The sequence below is a fragment of the Kushneria halocnemicola genome, from assembly GCF_965650455.1.
Classification (GTDB): domain Bacteria; phylum Pseudomonadota; class Gammaproteobacteria; order Pseudomonadales; family Halomonadaceae; genus Kushneria.
Genome location: NZ_OZ287968.1, coordinates 3,495,348 through 3,513,625 on the forward strand (window position 1 = coordinate 3,495,348; position 18,278 = coordinate 3,513,625).

Annotated in this window: 17 protein-coding genes; 10 read left to right on the forward strand and 7 right to left on the reverse strand. The window is 61.4% G+C overall.

Annotated features, from left to right (window positions below):
• Both ACS92L_RS15910 and ACS92L_RS15915 read right to left on the reverse strand, forming a co-directional pair.
• The gene (locus ACS92L_RS15910; RefSeq protein WP_438766087.1) at positions 1–2,757 is read right to left on the reverse strand and encodes an insulinase family protein; all 2,757 of its coding nucleotides are present in this window, start codon (positions 2,755–2,757) and stop codon (positions 1–3) included.
• Positions 2,758–2,827: 70 nt separating this feature from the next.
• Positions 2,828–3,526, reverse strand: a complete 699-nt coding sequence (locus tag ACS92L_RS15915; protein ID WP_438766089.1) for an SOS response-associated peptidase — start codon at positions 3,524–3,526, stop codon at positions 2,828–2,830.
• A 204-nt stretch (positions 3,527–3,730) separates the two neighbouring features.
• On the opposite strand from ACS92L_RS15915, the gene ACS92L_RS15920 reads away from it, so the two are divergent.
• Positions 3,731–4,345 (forward strand): TetR/AcrR family transcriptional regulator, encoded by a 615-nt coding sequence (locus ACS92L_RS15920; protein WP_438766091.1) that lies wholly within the window; start codon positions 3,731–3,733, stop codon positions 4,343–4,345.
• A gap of 17 nt (positions 4,346–4,362) precedes the next feature.
• Positions 4,363–6,282, forward strand: coding sequence for an MFS transporter (locus ACS92L_RS15925; RefSeq protein ID WP_438766092.1), 1,920 nt, complete (start codon positions 4,363–4,365; stop codon positions 6,280–6,282).
• Positions 6,283–6,318: 36 nt separating this feature from the next.
• Here the strand turns inward: ACS92L_RS15925 and ACS92L_RS15930 are convergent, their stop codons facing one another.
• From ACS92L_RS15930 to ACS92L_RS15950, 5 genes are all read right to left on the reverse strand, one after another.
• On the reverse strand, positions 6,319–7,635 hold the full coding sequence (locus ACS92L_RS15930) for a sensor histidine kinase (protein ID WP_438766093.1): 1,317 nt from the start codon (positions 7,633–7,635) through the stop codon (positions 6,319–6,321).
• Complete coding sequence (locus ACS92L_RS15935) at positions 7,635–8,315, reverse strand: response regulator transcription factor (protein ID WP_438766094.1); 681 nt, start codon at positions 8,313–8,315, stop codon at positions 7,635–7,637. The genes ACS92L_RS15930 and ACS92L_RS15935 overlap by 1 nt, the downstream gene beginning before the upstream one ends.
• Before the next feature lie 16 nt (positions 8,316–8,331).
• Positions 8,332–8,604, reverse strand: a complete 273-nt coding sequence (locus ACS92L_RS15940; RefSeq protein WP_438766095.1) for a PepSY domain-containing protein — start codon at positions 8,602–8,604, stop codon at positions 8,332–8,334.
• A gap of 210 nt (positions 8,605–8,814) precedes the next feature.
• A complete protein-coding gene (locus ACS92L_RS15945) occupies positions 8,815–10,110 on the reverse strand; it encodes an HlyC/CorC family transporter (RefSeq protein ID WP_438766096.1) in 1,296 nt (431 codons plus the stop codon).
• Between the two features lie 100 nt (positions 10,111–10,210).
• Positions 10,211–11,005: a cytochrome C assembly family protein gene (locus tag ACS92L_RS15950; protein ID WP_438766097.1), complete on the reverse strand. Its 795-nt coding sequence runs from the start codon at positions 11,003–11,005 to the stop codon at positions 10,211–10,213.
• A 262-nt stretch (positions 11,006–11,267) separates the two neighbouring features.
• On the opposite strand from ACS92L_RS15950, the gene ffh reads away from it, so the two are divergent.
• The 8 genes from ffh (at position 11,268) to ACS92L_RS15990 (ending at position 18,261) form a co-directional block, all read left to right on the forward strand.
• Positions 11,268–12,701 (forward strand): signal recognition particle protein, encoded by a 1,434-nt coding sequence (gene ffh / locus ACS92L_RS15955; RefSeq protein WP_438766098.1) that lies wholly within the window; start codon positions 11,268–11,270, stop codon positions 12,699–12,701.
• 215 nt (positions 12,702–12,916) lie between these two features.
• Positions 12,917–13,177 (forward strand): 30S ribosomal protein S16, encoded by a 261-nt coding sequence (rpsP, locus tag ACS92L_RS15960; protein ID WP_438766100.1) that lies wholly within the window; start codon positions 12,917–12,919, stop codon positions 13,175–13,177.
• Between the two features lie 17 nt (positions 13,178–13,194).
• Positions 13,195–13,710, forward strand: a complete 516-nt coding sequence (gene rimM, locus ACS92L_RS15965; protein ID WP_438766101.1) for a ribosome maturation factor RimM — start codon at positions 13,195–13,197, stop codon at positions 13,708–13,710.
• A 33-nt stretch (positions 13,711–13,743) separates the two neighbouring features.
• Positions 13,744–14,550 (forward strand): tRNA (guanosine(37)-N1)-methyltransferase TrmD, encoded by an 807-nt coding sequence (gene trmD / locus ACS92L_RS15970; RefSeq protein WP_438766103.1) that lies wholly within the window; start codon positions 13,744–13,746, stop codon positions 14,548–14,550.
• Positions 14,551–14,653: 103 nt separating this feature from the next.
• Positions 14,654–15,019 carry a 50S ribosomal protein L19 gene (rplS, locus tag ACS92L_RS15975; protein ID WP_115854633.1) on the forward strand — a complete coding sequence of 122 codons (366 nt, stop codon included), beginning with the start codon at positions 14,654–14,656 and terminating at the stop codon, positions 15,017–15,019.
• Positions 15,020–15,170: 151 nt separating this feature from the next.
• Positions 15,171–16,058, forward strand: coding sequence for a site-specific tyrosine recombinase XerD (gene xerD, locus ACS92L_RS15980; RefSeq protein ID WP_438766105.1), 888 nt, complete (start codon positions 15,171–15,173; stop codon positions 16,056–16,058).
• Between the two features lie 13 nt (positions 16,059–16,071).
• Positions 16,072–16,827: a DsbC family protein gene (locus ACS92L_RS15985; protein ID WP_438766106.1), complete on the forward strand. Its 756-nt coding sequence runs from the start codon at positions 16,072–16,074 to the stop codon at positions 16,825–16,827.
• A 117-nt stretch (positions 16,828–16,944) separates the two neighbouring features.
• Positions 16,945–18,261, forward strand: coding sequence for a homoserine dehydrogenase (locus ACS92L_RS15990; RefSeq protein WP_438766107.1), 1,317 nt, complete (start codon positions 16,945–16,947; stop codon positions 18,259–18,261).
• Positions 18,262–18,278 lie beyond the last annotated feature (17 nt).

Consider the following 18,278-nt stretch of genomic DNA (forward strand, 5'->3'; position numbering starts at 1 on the left):
TTACGGTGCGGGGGTCAGAAAAGGCTGCCAGGGAGTCTTTTGGATGTTGGCCGGTACGCCATCATCGGCGCCGGCCATTAGTACCGGGCGCGCGCGAAGCGTCTGCCAGGCCAGGCGAATATCGTCAGGCCGTTGTCGGTTGACCGCCTCTGCCAGCTGCTCACGGCGGTCGAAGTCAGTCCAGCCGTGTGCCAGCTCCTGCCACAGACGGGAGGCTCTCTGCCCCAGCCGCTGTTCGCGCTCGACAAGCCGCTCGGCAACCGCCTGCTGGTAGGCCTCGATGCCTGGCTCTCCCATGCCCGCGACGATGTCGTCAAATCCTGTCAGAAATTGATCGATACGCGCTTGCAGCGTGGTGGTGTCGTGATCGGGTGACTGTACCAACAGGGCCAGCCCGGGCGACTCGAGCAGCGGCTGATAGCGCGCCGAGACGATATAGCCCAGCTGCTGCTCGGTTCTGAGCTGATTGAAAAAGGGCGCACTGATCATCTGTCCCAGAATGGCCAGACGGGCCTGATCCTGCAGCGTGCGGCCTTCGTCCTGCAGATAGATCAAAACGCCTGAATCGCCGCGTCGGCTGTTCGGGCGCAGCATCGGGGGCGTGGCGTGCACCGACGGCACGGCAAGCGCTGGAATGGCGTCCAGTGATACCCGGGGCGACAGCATCGACTCAAGAGTTTCACCCAGCGCTCGGGCGTCATCGGCACGGGTGTCGCCGGTCGCCAGTGCCTGAACATGCAGCTCGGTCAGCCACTGACGACGAAAGTCTCGCAGCGCCTCGGGCGTGATCTCTTCCAGCGCCGCCAGGCGTGTCTCGCTGGTCCAGCCCGGCGTAATCAGACTTTGCACCATGGCCCTGTTGAGCTGCTCATGAAGGGCCGAGCCGGGTTCATCCTGCCAGCGGCGTTCAAGGCTGCGACGGACACGTTGAAGATGGCGATCCTCCATTTCAGCGTGCAAAAGCTGCTCGAGCACCTGCGTTATCACCAGTGTCTGACGATCGCGCCAGCCCGAAAACGACAGGGTCATGCCGCGTGCGTGCGCGTGGGCGCTCATCCCCTGGCCGGCCAGCCGGGCCGGGTACAGCGCATCGGACAGGCTGTCTTCCAGCCAGCGCGCCAGCAGCTCGGTCATGACCGATTGCTGGACGCTTTGGCCCGCCTCCGGGCTCTGCAGGCTGATCCGCCACTCCACACGTGGTGCGTCAAACTCTCCCGTGGCGTGCAGCCACAGATCCAGCCCCGGTGTGTCGATGATGCATTGGGTCTCGTCGGCTTCATCGTTGATCATGTCCAGATCGCGGGCGATGAAGTCGTTGGCTTGTGGCAGGGCCAGTTCTTCGATGGCGGTCGTGATCGGCGCCTGGTTGACCGGGCGGTAGCCCCAGGGCGTGTCAAACCAGGGCGAGCGCTGCTCGCCGGTAACCTCGGGGCCGGTATAAAGACGCAGCAGCCGGTCACTTGTCAGGGCGTCCAGATAGTCATGGATACGAGGGCCGTCGAAGCCCTCCATCAGAAAGCCGGCCCGACGCACTTCCTGGATGGGGTAGCGGGCCATCGCCATTGACAGCGTCGTGGCCTGCTGGGCAGGCGACTGGCGCTGCTGGAAGCGAAACTGCTGTTCGACGAGGCGGGCCTGCTCGTCGTAGCGCCACGACTCGACGCCCTGGTCGCGAATCAGCTCGATCCATTCCAGCAGCGCGGCCTGAATCTCCTCCAGATGTTCGCTGCCCTGCGGCGTGAGCTCGATGTTGACCATCAACAGAGCGCGTCGGCCGTCGGCGCGAACGCTGCCGGCAGACAGAGCGTCCGCCCACCCCTGTTGGCGAAGACGGGCCAGCAGGCTGCCGGGCGCTTCATGGCCGATCATGTGGGACAAAAACGAGACCGGCTTGAGGCGATAGTCCCGGTCAGGGTCGGGGATGGGGAAGAGAAAGCGGACCTGGCGGCGCTGGTCCAGCGACTGCACGGCCATGGCCGCGGGCAACTGATCATCAGCTGTCAGCGGCTGGTCGATGGTGCGTCGGATCAGGCCCCGGTCGGGCACCTCGGTGAAATGCTCCCGGGCCAGGGCAGATAACTCTTCCAGCGACTGTGGGCCGGTCAGCACCAGCGACATGGTATTGGCGTCGTAGTGCGTTTCATGAAAGGCCACAAGTGCATCGCGCAGGCTTTGCTGTGGATAGTCCTTCAGCGTGTCGAGGTTGCCGATACTGAAATGGTTATAAGGGTGCTCGGGGTTGAGTGCCTGGCTCAGGGCATCCTCGATGCGTCGACCATCATCCTGCAGTCGAGCCTGATATTCGGCGTTGACGGCATGGCGTTCGCGCTCGACGTAGGCGTCATCCAGGGTCGGGGCGATAAAAAAGCGACTAAAACGTGCCAGTGCCGGAGCAAACGCCTCCGGGGCAATGTCAAAGAAGTAGTTGGTATCGCGAGGGGCGGTAAAGGCGTTGTGATGGCCGCCATGTTCGCTGAGAAACTGCTGATAGTCGTTGGGGTCGGGGTAGTGGTCGGTGCCCAGAAACAGCATGTGTTCAAGGAAATGGGCCAGCCCCGGAAAGCGTGCAGGATTGAAGGCGCTGCCGGTGGCCACGTTCATTGCCGCGCCGGCGCGTTCGGCTCTTGTGTCATGCACCAGAAGGATCTGCAGGCCGTTATCGAGCGTCAGCGCCTGATAGTCGGCGCTGTCGCCCGGGGCCGGTATGATGCGGCTGTCCTGTCCACTGTTGGCAAAAACGCTTGTCGTCATGGTCATGGATATCAATATCGCTCGCGTGGTCAGGATCAGATGGCGTCCTGAGCACTGAAGGTGTCTTTGGGTCCGGCTAGTGCCCGGTGGCATGAATGGCGCCGCGCGTGGCGGTCATCATGTGACCGGTGGGACGGGCACAGTGCCAGTTCTGATTGGCCGGGTCATTGACCAGGCGCTCGACCGGAAAGGCGCCCAGCAGGGCAGGTGGCGCCGGTGAGAGCAGCTCGCGTGCTCGCGTTGTGGGGGTGTCGGGTGACAGCCAGTCCATCGCCTGATCGGCGCCGATGACGGCGGGAAAGCGGTCGGTCAGGGGGGTGAGCGGGGCATCAACCTCCACCGTGATCAGCGCCATGGAGTCAAAGGCCGTTCGAATATCGCTCATGTAGCGACACCAGATGCCTGCCAGCATGAAGGGGGCACGATCGACCCGGGTGACCAAAAAGGGCTGTTTCTGTCGCGGCATCTGTTTCCAGATATAGACCCCGGAGACCGGGATCAGACAGCGTCGGGCACTGAAAGCCTCGCGAAACATGCGCCTGTCATCAAGGGACTCGGCCCGCGCGCAGTGCGGAGCATGGTCAAGCACCTTGAGCCAGGAGGGCGTCATGCCCCAGAAGGCGCGACCCAGATGTATCTGCCCCTGCTCGAGACGCAGCATCGACAGCCAGTGCCTGGGCGCGAGATTGGGACTGGCCATCACGGGCTTGTCGATCACGATGTCGTCCAGAAGCCGTGCGGTGTTCAGCGCTTCAATATATAGACGCCCTGCCATGGCAGCCCCTCCTGACGACTTGAAAAGAGTGGCAGAGCGCGCCGCCTCATTAAGGAAAACTTTGAAATGTCATGTATCCATGTATAAAGACTGTTCACGATACTTGTGTTTTACGTATCCGCAATATCCCTTGCTTTTAAAGACAGGCTGGATATGCTGTATGAAAACAGTGTTCGATCACAAAATATAACAGGCAGGAATCTTATGGCGCGCCCAAGACAGCATTCACCGGAGGAGCTGCATGCCAGTGTCATGGCGGCATGCGACAGCTGGCTCAAGGAGCACCCCATACATGCCCTGTCCCTGCGCTCCATTGCACGCGACGTTGGCTGTGCACCCAGTACGCTGCTCAAGCTCTATGGCAGCTTCAACAATCTGCTTCAGTACGTCAACCTTGAAACGCTCGACAGCCTCAAGGGACAGATCGATACCTTCCAGGCCGGCACGCCCGATGAGCGCCTGAGCGCACTGGCCAGAGCCTACTGGAATTTCGCTCACCGCTATCCTCATCGCTGGCAGCTGCTGTTTGACTATCCGCTGGCCGAAGAGGGGGAGCTTGATACCCGTCAGGGGCGCATGATCGAGGCGCTGTTTTTGCGGGTCGAGGCCACGCTCAAGGAAGTACAGCCCAACATGGCAGACCTCGAAGCCAGCCGGCTGGCGCGTACCCTGTGGGGCAGCGTGCACGGCCTTGTGCAGCTGGGGCTCAATGAGCGTCTGGGTTATGGTCAGGGGCAGGCCCTTGAGGTTACCGAGCTGCTCGACCAGCTGCTGCACACCATTTTGTCAGGACTGCGCGCCGGGGGGACGGGCCGTTGAGAAATGTCCTGAGCCTGATGCGCAGTCGCTTTTTTGCGCCCTTTTTCTGGACTCAGGCGCTGGGCGCCTTTAACGATAACGTTTTCAAAAACGTATTGTTGCTGCTGGTGACCTTTGTGGCCGTGCCCCGGCTGGGCTGGGATGCGGGGTTGATCAATAACCTGGCAGCCGCCCTTTTCATCCTGCCCTATCTACTGTTTTCCGCCTGGGGCGGGCAGCTTGCCGATTACCGGGACAAGCGTGCGCTGATCATTGCACTCAAGTGGCTGGAGCTTGCCACCATGGTGTGCGCAGCACTTGCCATCTGGTTTGAAGCCTACGCCCTGCTGCTGGGGCTTTTGTTCATGATGGGGACCCAGTCGGCGCTTTTCGGACCGGTCAAGTACGCCATTCTGCCCCAGCACGTGCAGCGCACGGAGCTGGTTCAGGCCAATGCCTGGGTCGAGATGGGGACCTTTCTGGCCATTTTGCTCGGCACGCTTGGCGCCGGCATCCTTATGGCCGTCGGCGGCAGTCAGGCGCACGTGCTGATTGGCGCCACGCTGGTGATTGTTTCCCTGTGTGGTCTGGGCGCAGCGTTTTTTGTACCGCCCGCTCCGGCCCAGTCGCGAGGGCAGCTGAAATGGCAGCCCTTGCGAGGCTCCTGGCAGGTACTATCCGCCGCCTGGCATACACCTCGCATCTTTCGCGCCCTGATCGGCATCAGCATGTTCTGGTTTCTGGGTGCCTGCTATCTGACGCAGCTGCCGCTGTGGACAAGTCATGTGGTACGTGGCCAAGCCGGTGCGGTGACCGTGCTGCTGGCGGCCTTTGCCGTGGGCGTCGGGCTCGGGTCACTGGTCTGTGCCCGTCTATCGGCCGGCCGGCTGGAGGTGGGACTGGTGCCCATCGGTGCCTTTGTACTGGCGCTGGCGGGCTTTGACTTTGCGGCACACCCGATGCTGGGCACGGGCATCAATACGCTGGCAGAGCTCATGGCCATGCCGCGATTCTGGTGGATGCTGCTGGATCTGATTCTGATCGGGGTCGGCGGGGGGCTCTACATCATCCCGCTGTATACGCTGGTGCAGATTTACAGCCGTGACGAGAATCGGGCGCGCATGATCGCCGCCAACAATATTCTCAATGCGCTGTTCATGGTGCTGTCGGCGGCCTTTGGCGCCGTATTGATCGGCGTTTTGAGTGTTTCCCTGCACACCTTCTTTGCCTCTCTCGCGGCCATTTCCCTTTTGACGGCGCTGGTCTGCGCCCTGTTGCAGGCACGTCCCATGATGCGCATCAGCATCTTTGTGCTGGTACACCTGTGGTATCGACTGCGCATCAGGGGAATCGAGAATATTCCCGATGAGGGGCCGGCGATCGTGGTGTGCAACCATGTCAGCTTCATGGATGCGCTGGTCATGGGCGGCGCAAGCCCCCGGCCACTGCGTTTTCTGATGGACAAGCCCATCTACGAATCGCCCTGGCTCAACTGGTTCTTCCGCATGGCCGGGGCCATCCCGGTAGCCTCCGAACGCCGTGATCCCAAGGGCATGCGTCGCGCGCTGGATCTGGTCAGCAAGGCGCTGCAAAACGGGGAAGTGGTCATGCTGTTTCCTGAAGGGCGTCTGACACGGGATGGCCAGATGAACGAGTTTCGTCGCGGTATCGACCTGATCCTCAAGCGTGACCCGGTGCCGGTGGTACCGGCAGCACTGTCCGGTCTGTGGGGCTCCTGGTCGTCGCGCTATGAGGGCGTGCCGTTTCAGGGCATGCCGAAGCGCTTTCGCGCCCGGGTCTGTTTGAGCTTTGGCGCGCCGGTCGCTTCACAGACCGTGACGCGTGAATCGCTTCAGGCAAGCGTTGCCGCGCTCAAGACCAGCATCGACACCTATGCCAGCAACAAGCCCGTGCGTGCACCGGCTGCGCTGACAGAGCAGGACGATGTTGCCGGGTAAAAGCCGCGCCAGGCCGCGCGGTGACGGGTAGGTGGTTCAGCCCGGCAGGGGCGCGGGCAGTTCCACGGTGACGGCCAGCCCGCCCAGATTGCTGGCGCCGAGATGAATCTCTCCGCCGTGATGATGGACAATCTGCTCCACGATGCCCAGCCCGAGACCGTGGCCGGTAACCTGTTCATCCAGGCGCGTGCCGCGCCCCATCACCCGGCTTCGCTGGTCCGGCGGTATGCCCGGGCCATCATCCTCGACCAGCATCACGAACCGGCCCTTCTGGTAGGACATGGTCAGGCGGGCGAGGCCGTGCGCCCATTTGCCGGCGTTGTCCAGCAGGTTGCCCAGAATCTCCAGCAGTTCATCGCGGTCCCAGGGCAGGGGCGATAGCAGCGCGCTGTCATTGATGAACGTCACGTTGGCATGAATCTCGCGCAGCGTGTCCAGCAGGGGCTGAATGTCGCTGTCCGGCTGAAAGCGGGCCGCGGCAGACACTTCGCCGGTATCCAGTCGGGCGCGCTGCAGCTCTTTTTCCACCAGACGATGGATGTCATCCAGCCGGGCATGCAGCGATTGACGAAGGTCGGGGAACTGCTCGAGTTCCGGGCGGGCCAGCTGCGTTTCCATCACCGACAGCGGCGTCTTGAGGGCGTGCCCCAGATTGGCAATGCCGTCGCGTGAGCGGTTGAGCACGCGCTCGATGCGCTCCAGCTGGTGATTGAGTTCCTCGACGAAGGGGGCAATTTCGTCCGGGACCCGGGTTTCCAGCGCCATTCGCTTGCCTTCGTGCAGCTGGGCCAGTTCACGTTGCAGCTTCTCCAGCGGCATGAGCCCCAGACGAATGACCCGACGCTGAATGAACACCAGCAAAATGGCCATGACGCCGCCCAGTCCCCAGATGCACAGACGCAGCCAGTCCAGACGCCGGGTCACGGTGCTGTAATCCAGCGCCGTGGTGATGGTGAAGTGATGTCGTCCGCGATGATATTGACCGGTCCAGGCCAGCAGGGACTGGTTTTCCGGCCCCTGGCGAATCTGCGCGGTATCGCCGGCCACGGGCTTGAGGCGATGATCCCACAAAGAGCGCGAGCGCAGGTGGATGGTGTCATCAATGTCGATGACAAAATATTGGCCCGAGTAGACCTGATTGAAAGAGGCGCGCAGGCGTAGCGGATCAATGCGGACCTGATCGTCACGATCCACCGGCAGCGTGGCCAGGCTTTCGGCATCCTCGCGCAGCCGTTCGGTCAGGTAGTCGCGCAGGACGTAGTCAAAGAGCACCACGCTGCCGTGGGCCAGCAGCAGCATGACCACCAGCACCGAAGCCAGCAGTCCCAGATCGAGGCGGCGGGTCAGCGACATCAGGCGGCGACGCTGTCACCGCCGAAACGATAGCCCTGGCCCCGCTGGGTGATGATCACGCCACGGCCGAGCTTTTGACGCAGGTGGTTGATGTGCACCTCGACCACGTTGGGATTGCGGTCATGCTCGCTGTCGTAGAGGTGATCGAGAAGGCGATCCTTGGCGATGACATGTTCCGGGTGCAGCATCAGATAGCGCAGGATCGCAAACTCGGCGCGGGTCAGGTTGACCGGCGTGTCGTTGGAGGTGCGCCATGCGCTCTGGCCGTTTTCGTCCAGCACGACACCGGCCACCGAAATGGTCGGCGACGGGCGCTGGCCGTGGCGGCGCCGCACCAGTGCCTGAAGGCGCAGGATCAGCTCATCGGGATGAAAGGGCTTGGGCAGATAGTCATCGGCGCCGGCGCGCAGGCCGGTAATGCGCTCGCTCCAGCTGGAGCGGGCCGTGAGAATCAAAATGGGCGTGTCCAGTCCGTCGGCGCGCCACTGCTCCAGCAGCGTCAGGCCAGGGCGACCGGGCAGGCCCAGATCGAGGATAATGATATCGAAGGGTTCGCTGGTTGCCATGACAGCGGCATCGCGGCCATCCGTGCACCAGTCAACGGCGTAGCCGTGCTGGGTAAACAGGGCAGTCAGTTCGTCCGCAAGCGGGACATTGTCTTCAATCAATAGCAGCCGCATGGTTACCTTTACCCCTCTAATCTTCTTCCAGGCCCAGATGTCTGCCGGTAACGGCATCGAATCGAAGTGCCCTGATCTGTCCATCATGATCGAGCATGTCGATTTCGTAAACATAACGTTGGTTGACACAGTCGAGCTTGGCTTCGAGCAGCTTGCCGCTGCGATACTCCCGGGCCTTTTCAAGAATCACGGGGAAAGGCTCAATATGGCCGTTTTCGGTCATCTGCAGCACTTCATCCTGAGAGACGTCGCGACCTTCTTCAGGGCAGGCCCGGGCCGTTGCAATCATGACCGGAAGCATCATCAGGCAGAAAAGGAGAGGCAAGCGCAGCCGAAGGCTATCCATGAACATCATGTTGACCTGTTGCACGCAAGTCGTGCGAAAAATTGAGCGATAACATCATGCGTCCCCGGGGCGACCATCATGGATACCGCGCAACTTACCAAAACAGGCTTAATTCAATCTCAAAAGCGGCCCTTGCGATATGCCGATCCCGGCTCACTGGCGGGCATCGCTTGCACGCGTGGTGCGCTTTTGGGTCTGCCAGCAGCGTGTGGAGGTGATCAGGTTCTCCCTGATCTCGAGAATCTCGAGCCGGATGGGGCCGATCTCCAGACTGGCCGGAGCGTCGGGAAAGGATTCCAGATATTCGAGAATCAATCCGTTGAGCGTCTTGGGGCCACTGGTCGGCAGCTGCCAGGCCAGGACCTTGTTGATCTCGCGAATGTTGGCGGTGCCATCGATGATGTAGCTGCCGTCGTCCTGCTGATGAATCTCCTGATGCGTATCGGCAATATCGGTGGTGAACTCGCCCACGATCTCTTCAAGGATGTCCTCGAGCGTGACCAGCCCCTGAACATCGCCGTACTCATCGACCACGATGCCGATGCGGCGCTTTTGCTGCTGGAAATTGAGCAGCTGGGTATGAAGCGGCGTGGACTCGGGCACGAAGTAGGGCTCGCGCGCTTCCTGCACAATCGAGGCCTTGCTGACGTTGGGCTGAGACATGATGCGTGCGGCATTGCGCAGGTGCAAAATGCCGATGATGCTGTTGATATCGCCCTTGTAGACCGGCACTCGCGTGTGCTGACTGGTGCGAATCTCGGAGAGCAAAACGTCCAGATCATCCTCGAGGTTAAGTCCGACCACCTCGTGGCGCGGCACCATGATGTCGTTGACCGTGACGTTTTCCAGATCAAGGATCGACAGCAGCATGGTCTGGTGGCGACGCGGAATCATGGTGCCTGCTTCATGCACGACCGTTCGCAGCTCGTCACGAGTCAGATGCGCCGCGCCTCCGTCGATTTCGCGAACGCCGACCAAGCGCAGCAGACCGTTGGAGATGCCGTTGACCAGCCAGACCAGCGGATAAAGCACGCGCAGCAGGGGGTCGAGAATCAGCGAGGCGGGAAAGGCAATCTTTTCGGGGCGCAGGGCGGCCATGGTCTTGGGCGTGACTTCGGCAAAGATCAAAACGACCAGGGTCAAAATGGCCGTGGAGATGGCCGGCCCGGAGACTTCGCCAAAAAAGTGGATGGCGATGATGGTGCCGATCGAGGCGGCAAGGTTATTGACGAAGTTGTTGCCGATCAGGATGACACCGATCAGCCGGTCAGGCCGCGACAGCATGCGCAGTACGCGTTTGGCGGACTTGTGACCCGTGTTGGCCTGATGCTTCAACCGGTAGCGGTTGATGGACATCATGCCGGTTTCCGAGCTCGAGAAAAAAGCAGACAGGATAATGAGCAGCACGAGCAGGGCAAACATCAGCCCCAGGGGAGTGTCATCGCTCAAGGTCGGTGGATCCTCGGAATCAGTGATCGATCGTTTTTAGAAACTTGTGTCATGGGTGTCAAGGCGGCATTGGCAGGGGGCAGCCTCCCCGCGACATGGCTCAGCCATGCAGCAGCTGGATGATCAGCCTGGTGCCGAAATAGGCCAGTATCAACACGACCACGGCGCCCAGCGTCCAGCGAATGGCCCACGGCCCGCGCCAGCCGCGCTGATAGCGGCCCCATAAAAGGATGGAAAAGAGCACCCACGCCAGCAGTGACAACACGGTCTTGTGCGCCAGGTGCTGAGCAAAAAGATCGTTGATGAACAAAAAGCCGCTGATGATCGAGGCGGTCAAAAAGACCATGCCACAGATGATCAGCTCGAACATCAGCCGTTCCATGGTCGTCAGCGGTGGCAGAACCTGGATGATGCCGCGAAGGTGGTTGTGCTTGAGCGCGCGGGTCTGAACGGCCAGCAATACGGCCTGGCCGGCGGCCATGATCAAAAAGGCATAGGCCAGCACCGAGGTGGCAATATGTGCCAGCATGCCGGGGGTAAAACCGTATTCAATACTGGACTCGGGGAAACCGACGGCGCCTATCACGCTCAGCGCGGCCAGCGGATAAAGGCCCACCGCGGCCGGCATCACCGGTTTTTTGATGCTGGCCAGCAACAGCAAAGCGGCAATCAGGAAAAATACCAGCGAGATGGTTTCAGAGATGCCCAGATTAAGGCCGTCATGGGCGCGCAGTGTGGTATAGACCACGATGCCATGGCCCACCACCGCCAGGGCGCCGGCGGCGCTGACCAGCCCCTGACGCACGGGCAGTCGCCGGGTCAGGGACAGCATCTGGCGACAGGCGGCGGTGCAGTAAAACACGACTGCCACAAGGGCAGAAAAAAGCGTGAGCATCGTTATGTGACTATCCGTATGGAAATCGCGAACCGGGCGTGCGCGTCGTGATGCAGATCACGGGGTTTGACTACTATACCGGGAGCCAACCTCGATCGAAACCGGGCATCACCGGGGTATCTTGCCCGCCTTCAGCACGAATCCTTGTCAGGCTGGTGCATGGCAGTCCCCTGAACCGTTATAATGCGTGCCAACATTTTCCGGTCTCGGCATGGGCGCCTCTCACGTTTCTGCCGCCGCCGCTGCACCATCGGAGAAGCTCATGTTTGATAACCTGACAGATCGTCTCTCCCACACGCTCAGATCCGTGACCGGACAGGCACGACTGACCGAGGAGAACATCAAGGACACCCTGCGCGAAGTCCGGCGCGCGCTTCTGGAAGCCGACGTTTCGCTGGCGGTGGTCAAGGACTTCGTCGAGCGCGTTCGCGTGCGCGCCGTGGGTCAGGAAGTGTCCAAAAGCCTGTCGCCCGGCCAGCAGTTCGTCAAGATCGTCCAGCAGGAGCTGGAAGCCACCATGGGCGAGGGCAATGTGCCCCTTGAGCTCAAGCAGACCCCGTCGGTCATTCTGATGGCCGGTCTGCAGGGGGCGGGCAAGACCACCTCGGTGGCCAAGCTCGCCCGCTTTTTGCGCGAGCGTGAAAAGAAAAAGGTCCTGGTGGTCTCGGCCGACGTCTATCGCCCGGCGGCGATCGACCAGCTTGAAACGCTGGCTCATGAAGTGGGCGTCGAGTTCTTCCCCTCGACCAGCGAACAGCAGCCGACAGCGATTGCCGAAGCGGCCATTCGCCATGCCCGCATTCAGTTCTTTGACGTGGTGCTGGTCGATACGGCCGGTCGTTTGCATATCGACGACACCATGATGGGCGAGATCCGCGACCTTCATCGCGCCATCTCCCCGCAGGAAACGCTTTTCGTTGTTGATGCCATGACGGGTCAGGACGCCGCCAATACGGCACAGGCCTTCCATGAAGCTCTGCCGCTGACCGGTGTGATCCTGACCAAGGCCGACGGTGACTCCCGTGGCGGCGCCGCGCTGTCGGTACGTCATATCACCGGCAAGCCGATCAAGTTCATGGGTATGGGAGAGAAAACCGATGCCCTGGAGCCTTTCTATCCTGACCGTATCGCCTCACGCATTCTGGGCATGGGAGACGTGCTCAGCCTTATCGAGGAGGCCGAGCGCAAGGTCGACCGCGACAAGGCCGACCAGCTCTCCAAAAAGATCAAAAAGGGCGAAAGCTTCGATCTCGAGGACTTTCGCGATCAGCTCCAGCAGCTCAAGAGCATGGGCGGCATGGGCAGTCTGCTTGAAAAGCTGCCCGGCATGGGGCAGATGGCCGAAATGGCCCAGGGGCAGGCCAGCGAGAAGGAATTCGGCAAGCTTGAGTCGATGATCAACTCCATGACGCCGAAGGAGCGCCGCAAGCCCGATCTCATCAACGGCTCGCGCAAGCGTCGCATCTGCGCCGGTTCCGGGACGACCGTGCCGGATCTTAATCGTCTGCTCAAACAGCACAAGCAGATGCAGAAAATGATGAAGAAGATGGGCAAAAAGGGCGGCATGCAGAAAATGATGCGCGGCATGAGCTCCATGATGGGCGGCGGCGGTGGCATGGGCGGCCCCGGCGGCGGCATGGGTGGTCCCGGCGGTATGGGTGGCCCTGGCGGTCCCGGTGGTCTGCCGCGTCGTTGAGCGTCGCCCGATTTTGCTTGCAGGGGAACTGCATTCATGCAGTTCCCAAGCCTTGAAATTTCCCGTAGAATACCGCGTCTTCGAGAAGCCGCGCGCCTGCGCATGGCGTTTTCCGGGGTGATTTTTCCGGAGCGTCAGTGATCAGGGCGATGCGCGCAACATGTTTATGGCCTCGTCGCGCTGTTTGCGACGCTATTCCAACTGAAGGACTTTAAATGGTTACCATTCGTCTGGCACGTGGTGGCGCCAAGAAGCGTCCCTTTTATCACCTGCATGTGACCGATTCGCGCGTCAAGCGTGACGGCCGCTACCTGGAGCAGGTGGGCTTTTTCAACCCGATCGCCCGCGGTCAGCAGGAACGTCTGCGTATCGACCTTGAGCGCATCGAGCACTGGCAGGCCCAGGGCGCGCAGCTCTCTGATCGCGTCGCCGAGCTGGTGCGCTTTGCGCGCAAGCAGCAAGCCGCTTCCGCCTGATAGATTCTGGAATCGGTATGACGCAGTCGCCTGAGCAGTACGTCGTCATGGGCAAGCTGACCAGCCCCTATGGCGTGAAAGGGTGGCTTCGCGTGTATTCGTGGACCAGCCCCATGGAGGGTATCCTCGCTTACGATACATGGCTGGTTGAGCAGGATGGTCGGCGTACGCCCATGACCCTGCTCAATGGTCAGCGTCACGGCAAGGGCCTGGTGGTTCGCCTTGACGGTGTGGATTCGCGGGAAGCCGCCGAGCGCATGGCAGGGGCCACCATCTGGTTCAAGGCCGACGAGCTGCCCGCGCTGGCAGACGACGAGTACTACTGGTATCAGCTGGAAGGGCTCAACGTTTGTACGGTCAACGGTGTCGCACTGGGACGCGTTCAGTATCTTTTCGAGACCGGTGCCAACGACGTTCTGGTGGTCCGCGGTGAAGACCGTGAACGCCTGATTCCGTTTCTGCCGGATGATGTGATTCAAAGGGTGGATCTTGAAGGCGGTACCATGACCGTCGACTGGGATCCCGATTTTTGAATGCTGTCTTCCCTGTCAGGTGAGTAACGGCTCGTGTGGATTGGAGTGGTATCGCTTTTTCCGGAAATGCTGGATGCCGTAACACGACATGGTGTTACCGGGCGCGCCGTCGAGCGCGGCCTGATGCGCATCGACTGCTGGAATCCGCGCGACTACGCCTTCGATCGCCATCGCAGCGTGGACGATCGCCCCTACGGGGGTGGCCCCGGCATGCTGATGAAGGTGGATACGCTGCGGCGTGCCATTGCCGAAGCCCGACACCACGGTGAGCAGCAAAGCGAAAGCGATGACGGTGAACCGGTTCGGGTGATCTACCTTTCTCCGCAGGGCAGAAGGCTGGATCAGGAAGGCGTCAGGCAACTGGCCTCGTACAAGCGGCTGGTGCTGGTAGCCGGTCGGTACGAAGGCATCGATGAGCGCGTCATCGATCTGGATATCGATGAAGAGTGGTCCATTGGTGACTATGTGCTCAGCGGCGGCGAGCTGCCGGCCATGGTACTGTGCGACGCCATGGCGCGACTGGTGCCGGGTGTGCTGGGCCACCAGGCCTCTGCCGAGGAGGACTCCTTCAGCGACGGTCTGCTGGACTGCCCGCACTATACGCGTCCGGAAGAGGTAGACGGACGACGAGTACCGCAGGTGCTGCTGGGTGGGCATCACGGCGAGATTCGCCGGTGGCGGCTCAAGCAGTCTCTGGGTCGGACCTGGCTGCGTCGTCCGGAGCTTTTGCAGGAGATGACACTCGACCGCGAACAGCGTCAGCTGCTGGATGAGTTCATCGAGGAACACGCATCGGGCCATGCCGATGCGGCGGTGCGGAATCAAGGGGCAGCGCCCTGATGATATCGCGTCACCCACGAATCGACCCCGCGCATGTCGCCGGGATCAAGGACGCCGGTGCTGCAGACACTGCTACCGGGTCCAGTCACATTGGAGAAATGTCATGAGCAGCAAAAACCTGATTATCCAGGCGCTTGAAAACGAGCAGCTGGACAGGGAAATCCCGAATTTCGGTCCCGGCGACACTGTCGTGGTCAACGTCAAGGTCGTGGAAGGCACTCGTGAGCGTGTCCAGGCCTTTGAAGGCGTCGTGATCGGCAAGCGTAATCGCGGCCTGAACTCCGCCTTCACCGTGCGCAAGATTTCTCACGGTGTGGGCGTTGAGCGTACCTTCCAGACCTACAGCCGTCAGGTCGACAGCATCGAAGTGCGTCGTCGCGGTGATGTTCGCCAGGCCAAGCTCTACTATCTGCGCGAGCGCAGCGGCAAGTCCGCACGCATCAAGGAAAAGCTCGCCAAGAAGTCCTGAGCCTTTCCGATACTGCCCGAAACTGACGGGCAGTTTCCCAAAGACCCCGCACCATGCATCATGGGCGGGGTTTTTGTCTGTCCGGGCCCGGGCCGGGCGCCTGTTCGTGGCGTGGGTTGTCCGGGGTAGCCTGTTTTCACGAGAGACTGTCATGTCCAGTCAGCTGATTGATGCCTTTCTTGATGCGCTGTGGCTCGAGCGTGGCGCCAGCATGCACACGCTGGATGCCTATCGAAGTGATCTGATGCACTGGCAGCGTTACCTGATACGCCATGACATGGGTCTTCTGGCCCCGGACAGCCGGACCTACCAGGGGCTTATCGAGGAGCGCCGTCGCGATGGCTATCAGGCGCGCTCCGATGCCCGGCTGACCTCCAGCCTGCGCCGTTTTTATCGCTGGGCACTGGTCACGGGCCAGATCGACAACGACCCTTTGGCCGATATCGTGGCGCCGCGGGCCAGAGCGGACCTGCCGGGCACGCTGGAGGAGGAAGAGGTCGAGCGTTTACTGGAAGCACCCGATGTGACCACCGCGCTGGGGCTGCGCGACCGAGCCATGCTGGAGGTGCTCTATAGCTGCGGTCTGCGTGTCTCCGAGCTGGTCGGGCTGCGGGTCGACAGCATCAATCTGCGTCAGGGCGTGGTACGGGTACTGGGCAAGGGGGATGCCGAGCGGCTGGTGCCGATGGGGGAGCCGGCCATCGAGTGGCTCGAGCGCTATCTGCGTGAAGGCCGCGGCGAGCTGATGGGCGATATCACCCGGGCACCGCTCTTTCCCGGCCGCAGCGACGGTTTCATGATGCGACAGACCTTCTGGTATCGCATCAAGCACCATGCCACGCGAGCCGGTATCGACGCGCCGCTGTCGCCGCATACCCTGCGCCATGCCTTTGCCACCCATCTACTCAATCACGGCGCCAATCTGCGTGTGCTGCAGGAACTTCTCGGCCATCGCGACCTCTCTACCACACAGATTTACACACGAGTGGCTCAGGCGCGTCTTGAGGCCATTCACGCCAAACATCATCCACGGGGCTGATTGATCCATGTCCATGTCTTTTGCTTTTCCCTTTCGCCTGACACTGACCGGTGCCTTGATGGCCGGCGCCCTGATGGCGCAGAGCGCACAGGCCGATGACACTGATGTACCAAAGGACCTGACCGACCGTCTGGTCGTCAACGGTCAATCGATGCCGGTTCGTGCGGTAGAACCATCGCCTGTGCAGGGCCTTTACGAAGTACAGCTGGAAAGTGGTCAGACCCTGTACAGCGACGCTGAAGGGAAATATCTGCTGGTGGGCGATCTCTATCGCAACGATGACGGTCAGATGGTCAACCTGACCGAGCAGAAACAGCAGCAGCATCGCGTTGAACTGCTCAAGCAGGTGGACGATGAAGACGTGGTCGTCTTCCGTCCTGCCGGTGAAGTCAAGGCCGTTATCAACGTCTTTACCGACACCACCTGCCCCTACTGCCGCAAGTTTCATGAAGAGGTGCCCGAGCTCAACAAGCATGGCATCGAGGTGCGCTATCTGGCCTTCCCGCGCAGTGGCATGAATGGCGAAGGCGCACGGGAGCTCAGCCAGGTCTGGTGCAGCGACAATCGCAGTGAAGCGATGACTCGGGCCAAGCAGGGCAAAAAGCTCAAGGGCACGGCCAGCTGTGACACGCCCATCGCCTCGCAGTTTGCGCTGGGCAAGCAGATGGCCATCCAGGGCACACCCGCGCTGATCCTGCCCGATGGGCGCATGATCCCGGGTTATGTACCGGTGGAACGGCTGGTCGGCATGCTGGGCCTGGAGAATTGATGCCGGGGCATTCATGGAAGTCCCGCAGGGCGTTACACTGCTTCTCCGCCCGGTGTCGCACGACACCGGGTAAAACAGTCATGCAGCGTTGAGATCAGTAGACCAGGGGGCAAGACGGTGGAACCGGTAAAGGTAGGCATTTGCGGACTGGGGACCGTGGGCAGCGGCACGTTCAACGTACTGGTGCGTAACGCCCAGGATATCGAGCGTCGCGCCGGGCGCGCCATTGTAGTGAAGCAGATCGGCGCGCGGCGCGACATGCCACATCTCGACCTGACCGGTATCGACGTCACCCGGGACGTGTTCGAGGTCGCCCGCAACCCCGATATCGACGTCATGGTCGAGCTGATCGGTGGTTACGACGTGGCCCGGGAGCTGGTGCTGGAGGCCATCCGTCACGGCAAGCATGTGGTCACCGCCAACAAGGCCCTGATCGCGGTGCACGGCAACGAAATCTTTCGCGCCGCAGCCGAGCAAGGGGTCATCGTTGCCTTCGAGGCCGCCGTGGCCGGTGGTATTCCGGTGATCAAGTCCCTGCGCGAAGGCCTGGGGGCCAACCGCATTCAGTGGGTGGCCGGCATCATCAATGGCACCGGCAACTACATCCTGACCCACATGCGCGATGAAGGGCGGGCGTTCGAGGACGTGCTGGCCGAAGCGCAGGCGCTGGGCTATGCCGAAGCCGATCCGACCTTTGATGTCGAAGGCATCGATGCTGCCCACAAGCTGACCATCCTGGCCTCGATCGCCTACGGCGTGCCGCTGCAGTTCGAGCGGGCCTATACCGAAGGCATTTCGCGGATCACTTTCGACGACGTGAAACAGGCCGATGTGCTGGGCTACATCATCAAGCATCTGGGCATTTCCAAGCGCACCGAGGACGGCATTGAGCTGCGTGTGCATCCGGCGCTGGTGCCCAAAGAGCAACTGCTGGCCAACGTGCATGGCGTCAAAAATGCCATCGAAGTGATGGGCGACGCCGTGGGCCCGACGCTCTACTACGGCGCCGGTGCCGGTGCCGAACCGACGGCTTCGGCGGTGGTGGCCGATCTGCTGGACGTGGCACGCGACATGGCCACCCATCATGACTATCGCACGCCCTATCTGGCCTTCAGCGGCATCGTGGAAGGCGACGAAAGCCTGCCGATCCTGCCGATGGAGAACATCGTCACGGCCTACTACCTGCGTTTGCTGGCCGTGGACCGTCCGGGCGTACTGGCCCGCGTGGCGACCATTCTGGCCGAGCAGGGCGTGAGCATCGAGGCCCTGATCCAGAAGGAAGCCACCGAAGGCGAGCTGGTGCCGATCATCATCACCACGCACCGCACCCGCGAGGCCAACATGAACGAAGCGATCCGACAGCTTGAAGCGCTGGCCGATATCGCCGGGCCGTTGACCCGCATCCGCATCGAACACCTCGACGAAAACGTCTGATCAGGGGCGCACAGACC

Bases quoted from the DNA above. Each gene is read 5' to 3' on its own strand.
- ACS92L_RS15910 (WP_438766087.1), bottom strand. From the start codon at position 2,757: ATGACCATGACGACAAGCGTTTTTGCCAACAGTGGACAGGACAGCCGC.
- ACS92L_RS15915 (WP_438766089.1), bottom strand. From the start codon at position 3,526: ATGGCAGGGCGTCTATATATTGAAGCGCTGAACACCGCACGGCTTCTG.
- ACS92L_RS15920 (WP_438766091.1), top strand. From the start codon at position 3,731: ATGGCGCGCCCAAGACAGCATTCACCGGAGGAGCTGCATGCCAGTGTC.
- ACS92L_RS15925 (WP_438766092.1), top strand. From the start codon at position 4,363: ATGCGCAGTCGCTTTTTTGCGCCCTTTTTCTGGACTCAGGCGCTGGGC.
- ACS92L_RS15930 (WP_438766093.1), bottom strand. From the start codon at position 7,635: ATGTCGCTGACCCGCCGCCTCGATCTGGGACTGCTGGCTTCGGTGCTG.
- ACS92L_RS15935 (WP_438766094.1), bottom strand. From the start codon at position 8,315: ATGCGGCTGCTATTGATTGAAGACAATGTCCCGCTTGCGGACGAACTG.
- ACS92L_RS15940 (WP_438766095.1), bottom strand. From the start codon at position 8,604: ATGATTGCAACGGCCCGGGCCTGCCCTGAAGAAGGTCGCGACGTCTCT.
- ACS92L_RS15950 (WP_438766097.1), bottom strand. From the start codon at position 11,005: ATGCTCACGCTTTTTTCTGCCCTTGTGGCAGTCGTGTTTTACTGCACC.
- ffh (WP_438766098.1), top strand. From the start codon at position 11,268: ATGTTTGATAACCTGACAGATCGTCTCTCCCACACGCTCAGATCCGTG.
- rpsP (WP_438766100.1), top strand. From the start codon at position 12,917: ATGGTTACCATTCGTCTGGCACGTGGTGGCGCCAAGAAGCGTCCCTTT.
- rimM (WP_438766101.1), top strand. From the start codon at position 13,195: ATGACGCAGTCGCCTGAGCAGTACGTCGTCATGGGCAAGCTGACCAGC.
- rplS (WP_115854633.1), top strand. From the start codon at position 14,654: ATGAGCAGCAAAAACCTGATTATCCAGGCGCTTGAAAACGAGCAGCTG.
- xerD (WP_438766105.1), top strand. From the start codon at position 15,171: ATGTCCAGTCAGCTGATTGATGCCTTTCTTGATGCGCTGTGGCTCGAG.
- ACS92L_RS15985 (WP_438766106.1), top strand. From the start codon at position 16,072: ATGTCTTTTGCTTTTCCCTTTCGCCTGACACTGACCGGTGCCTTGATG.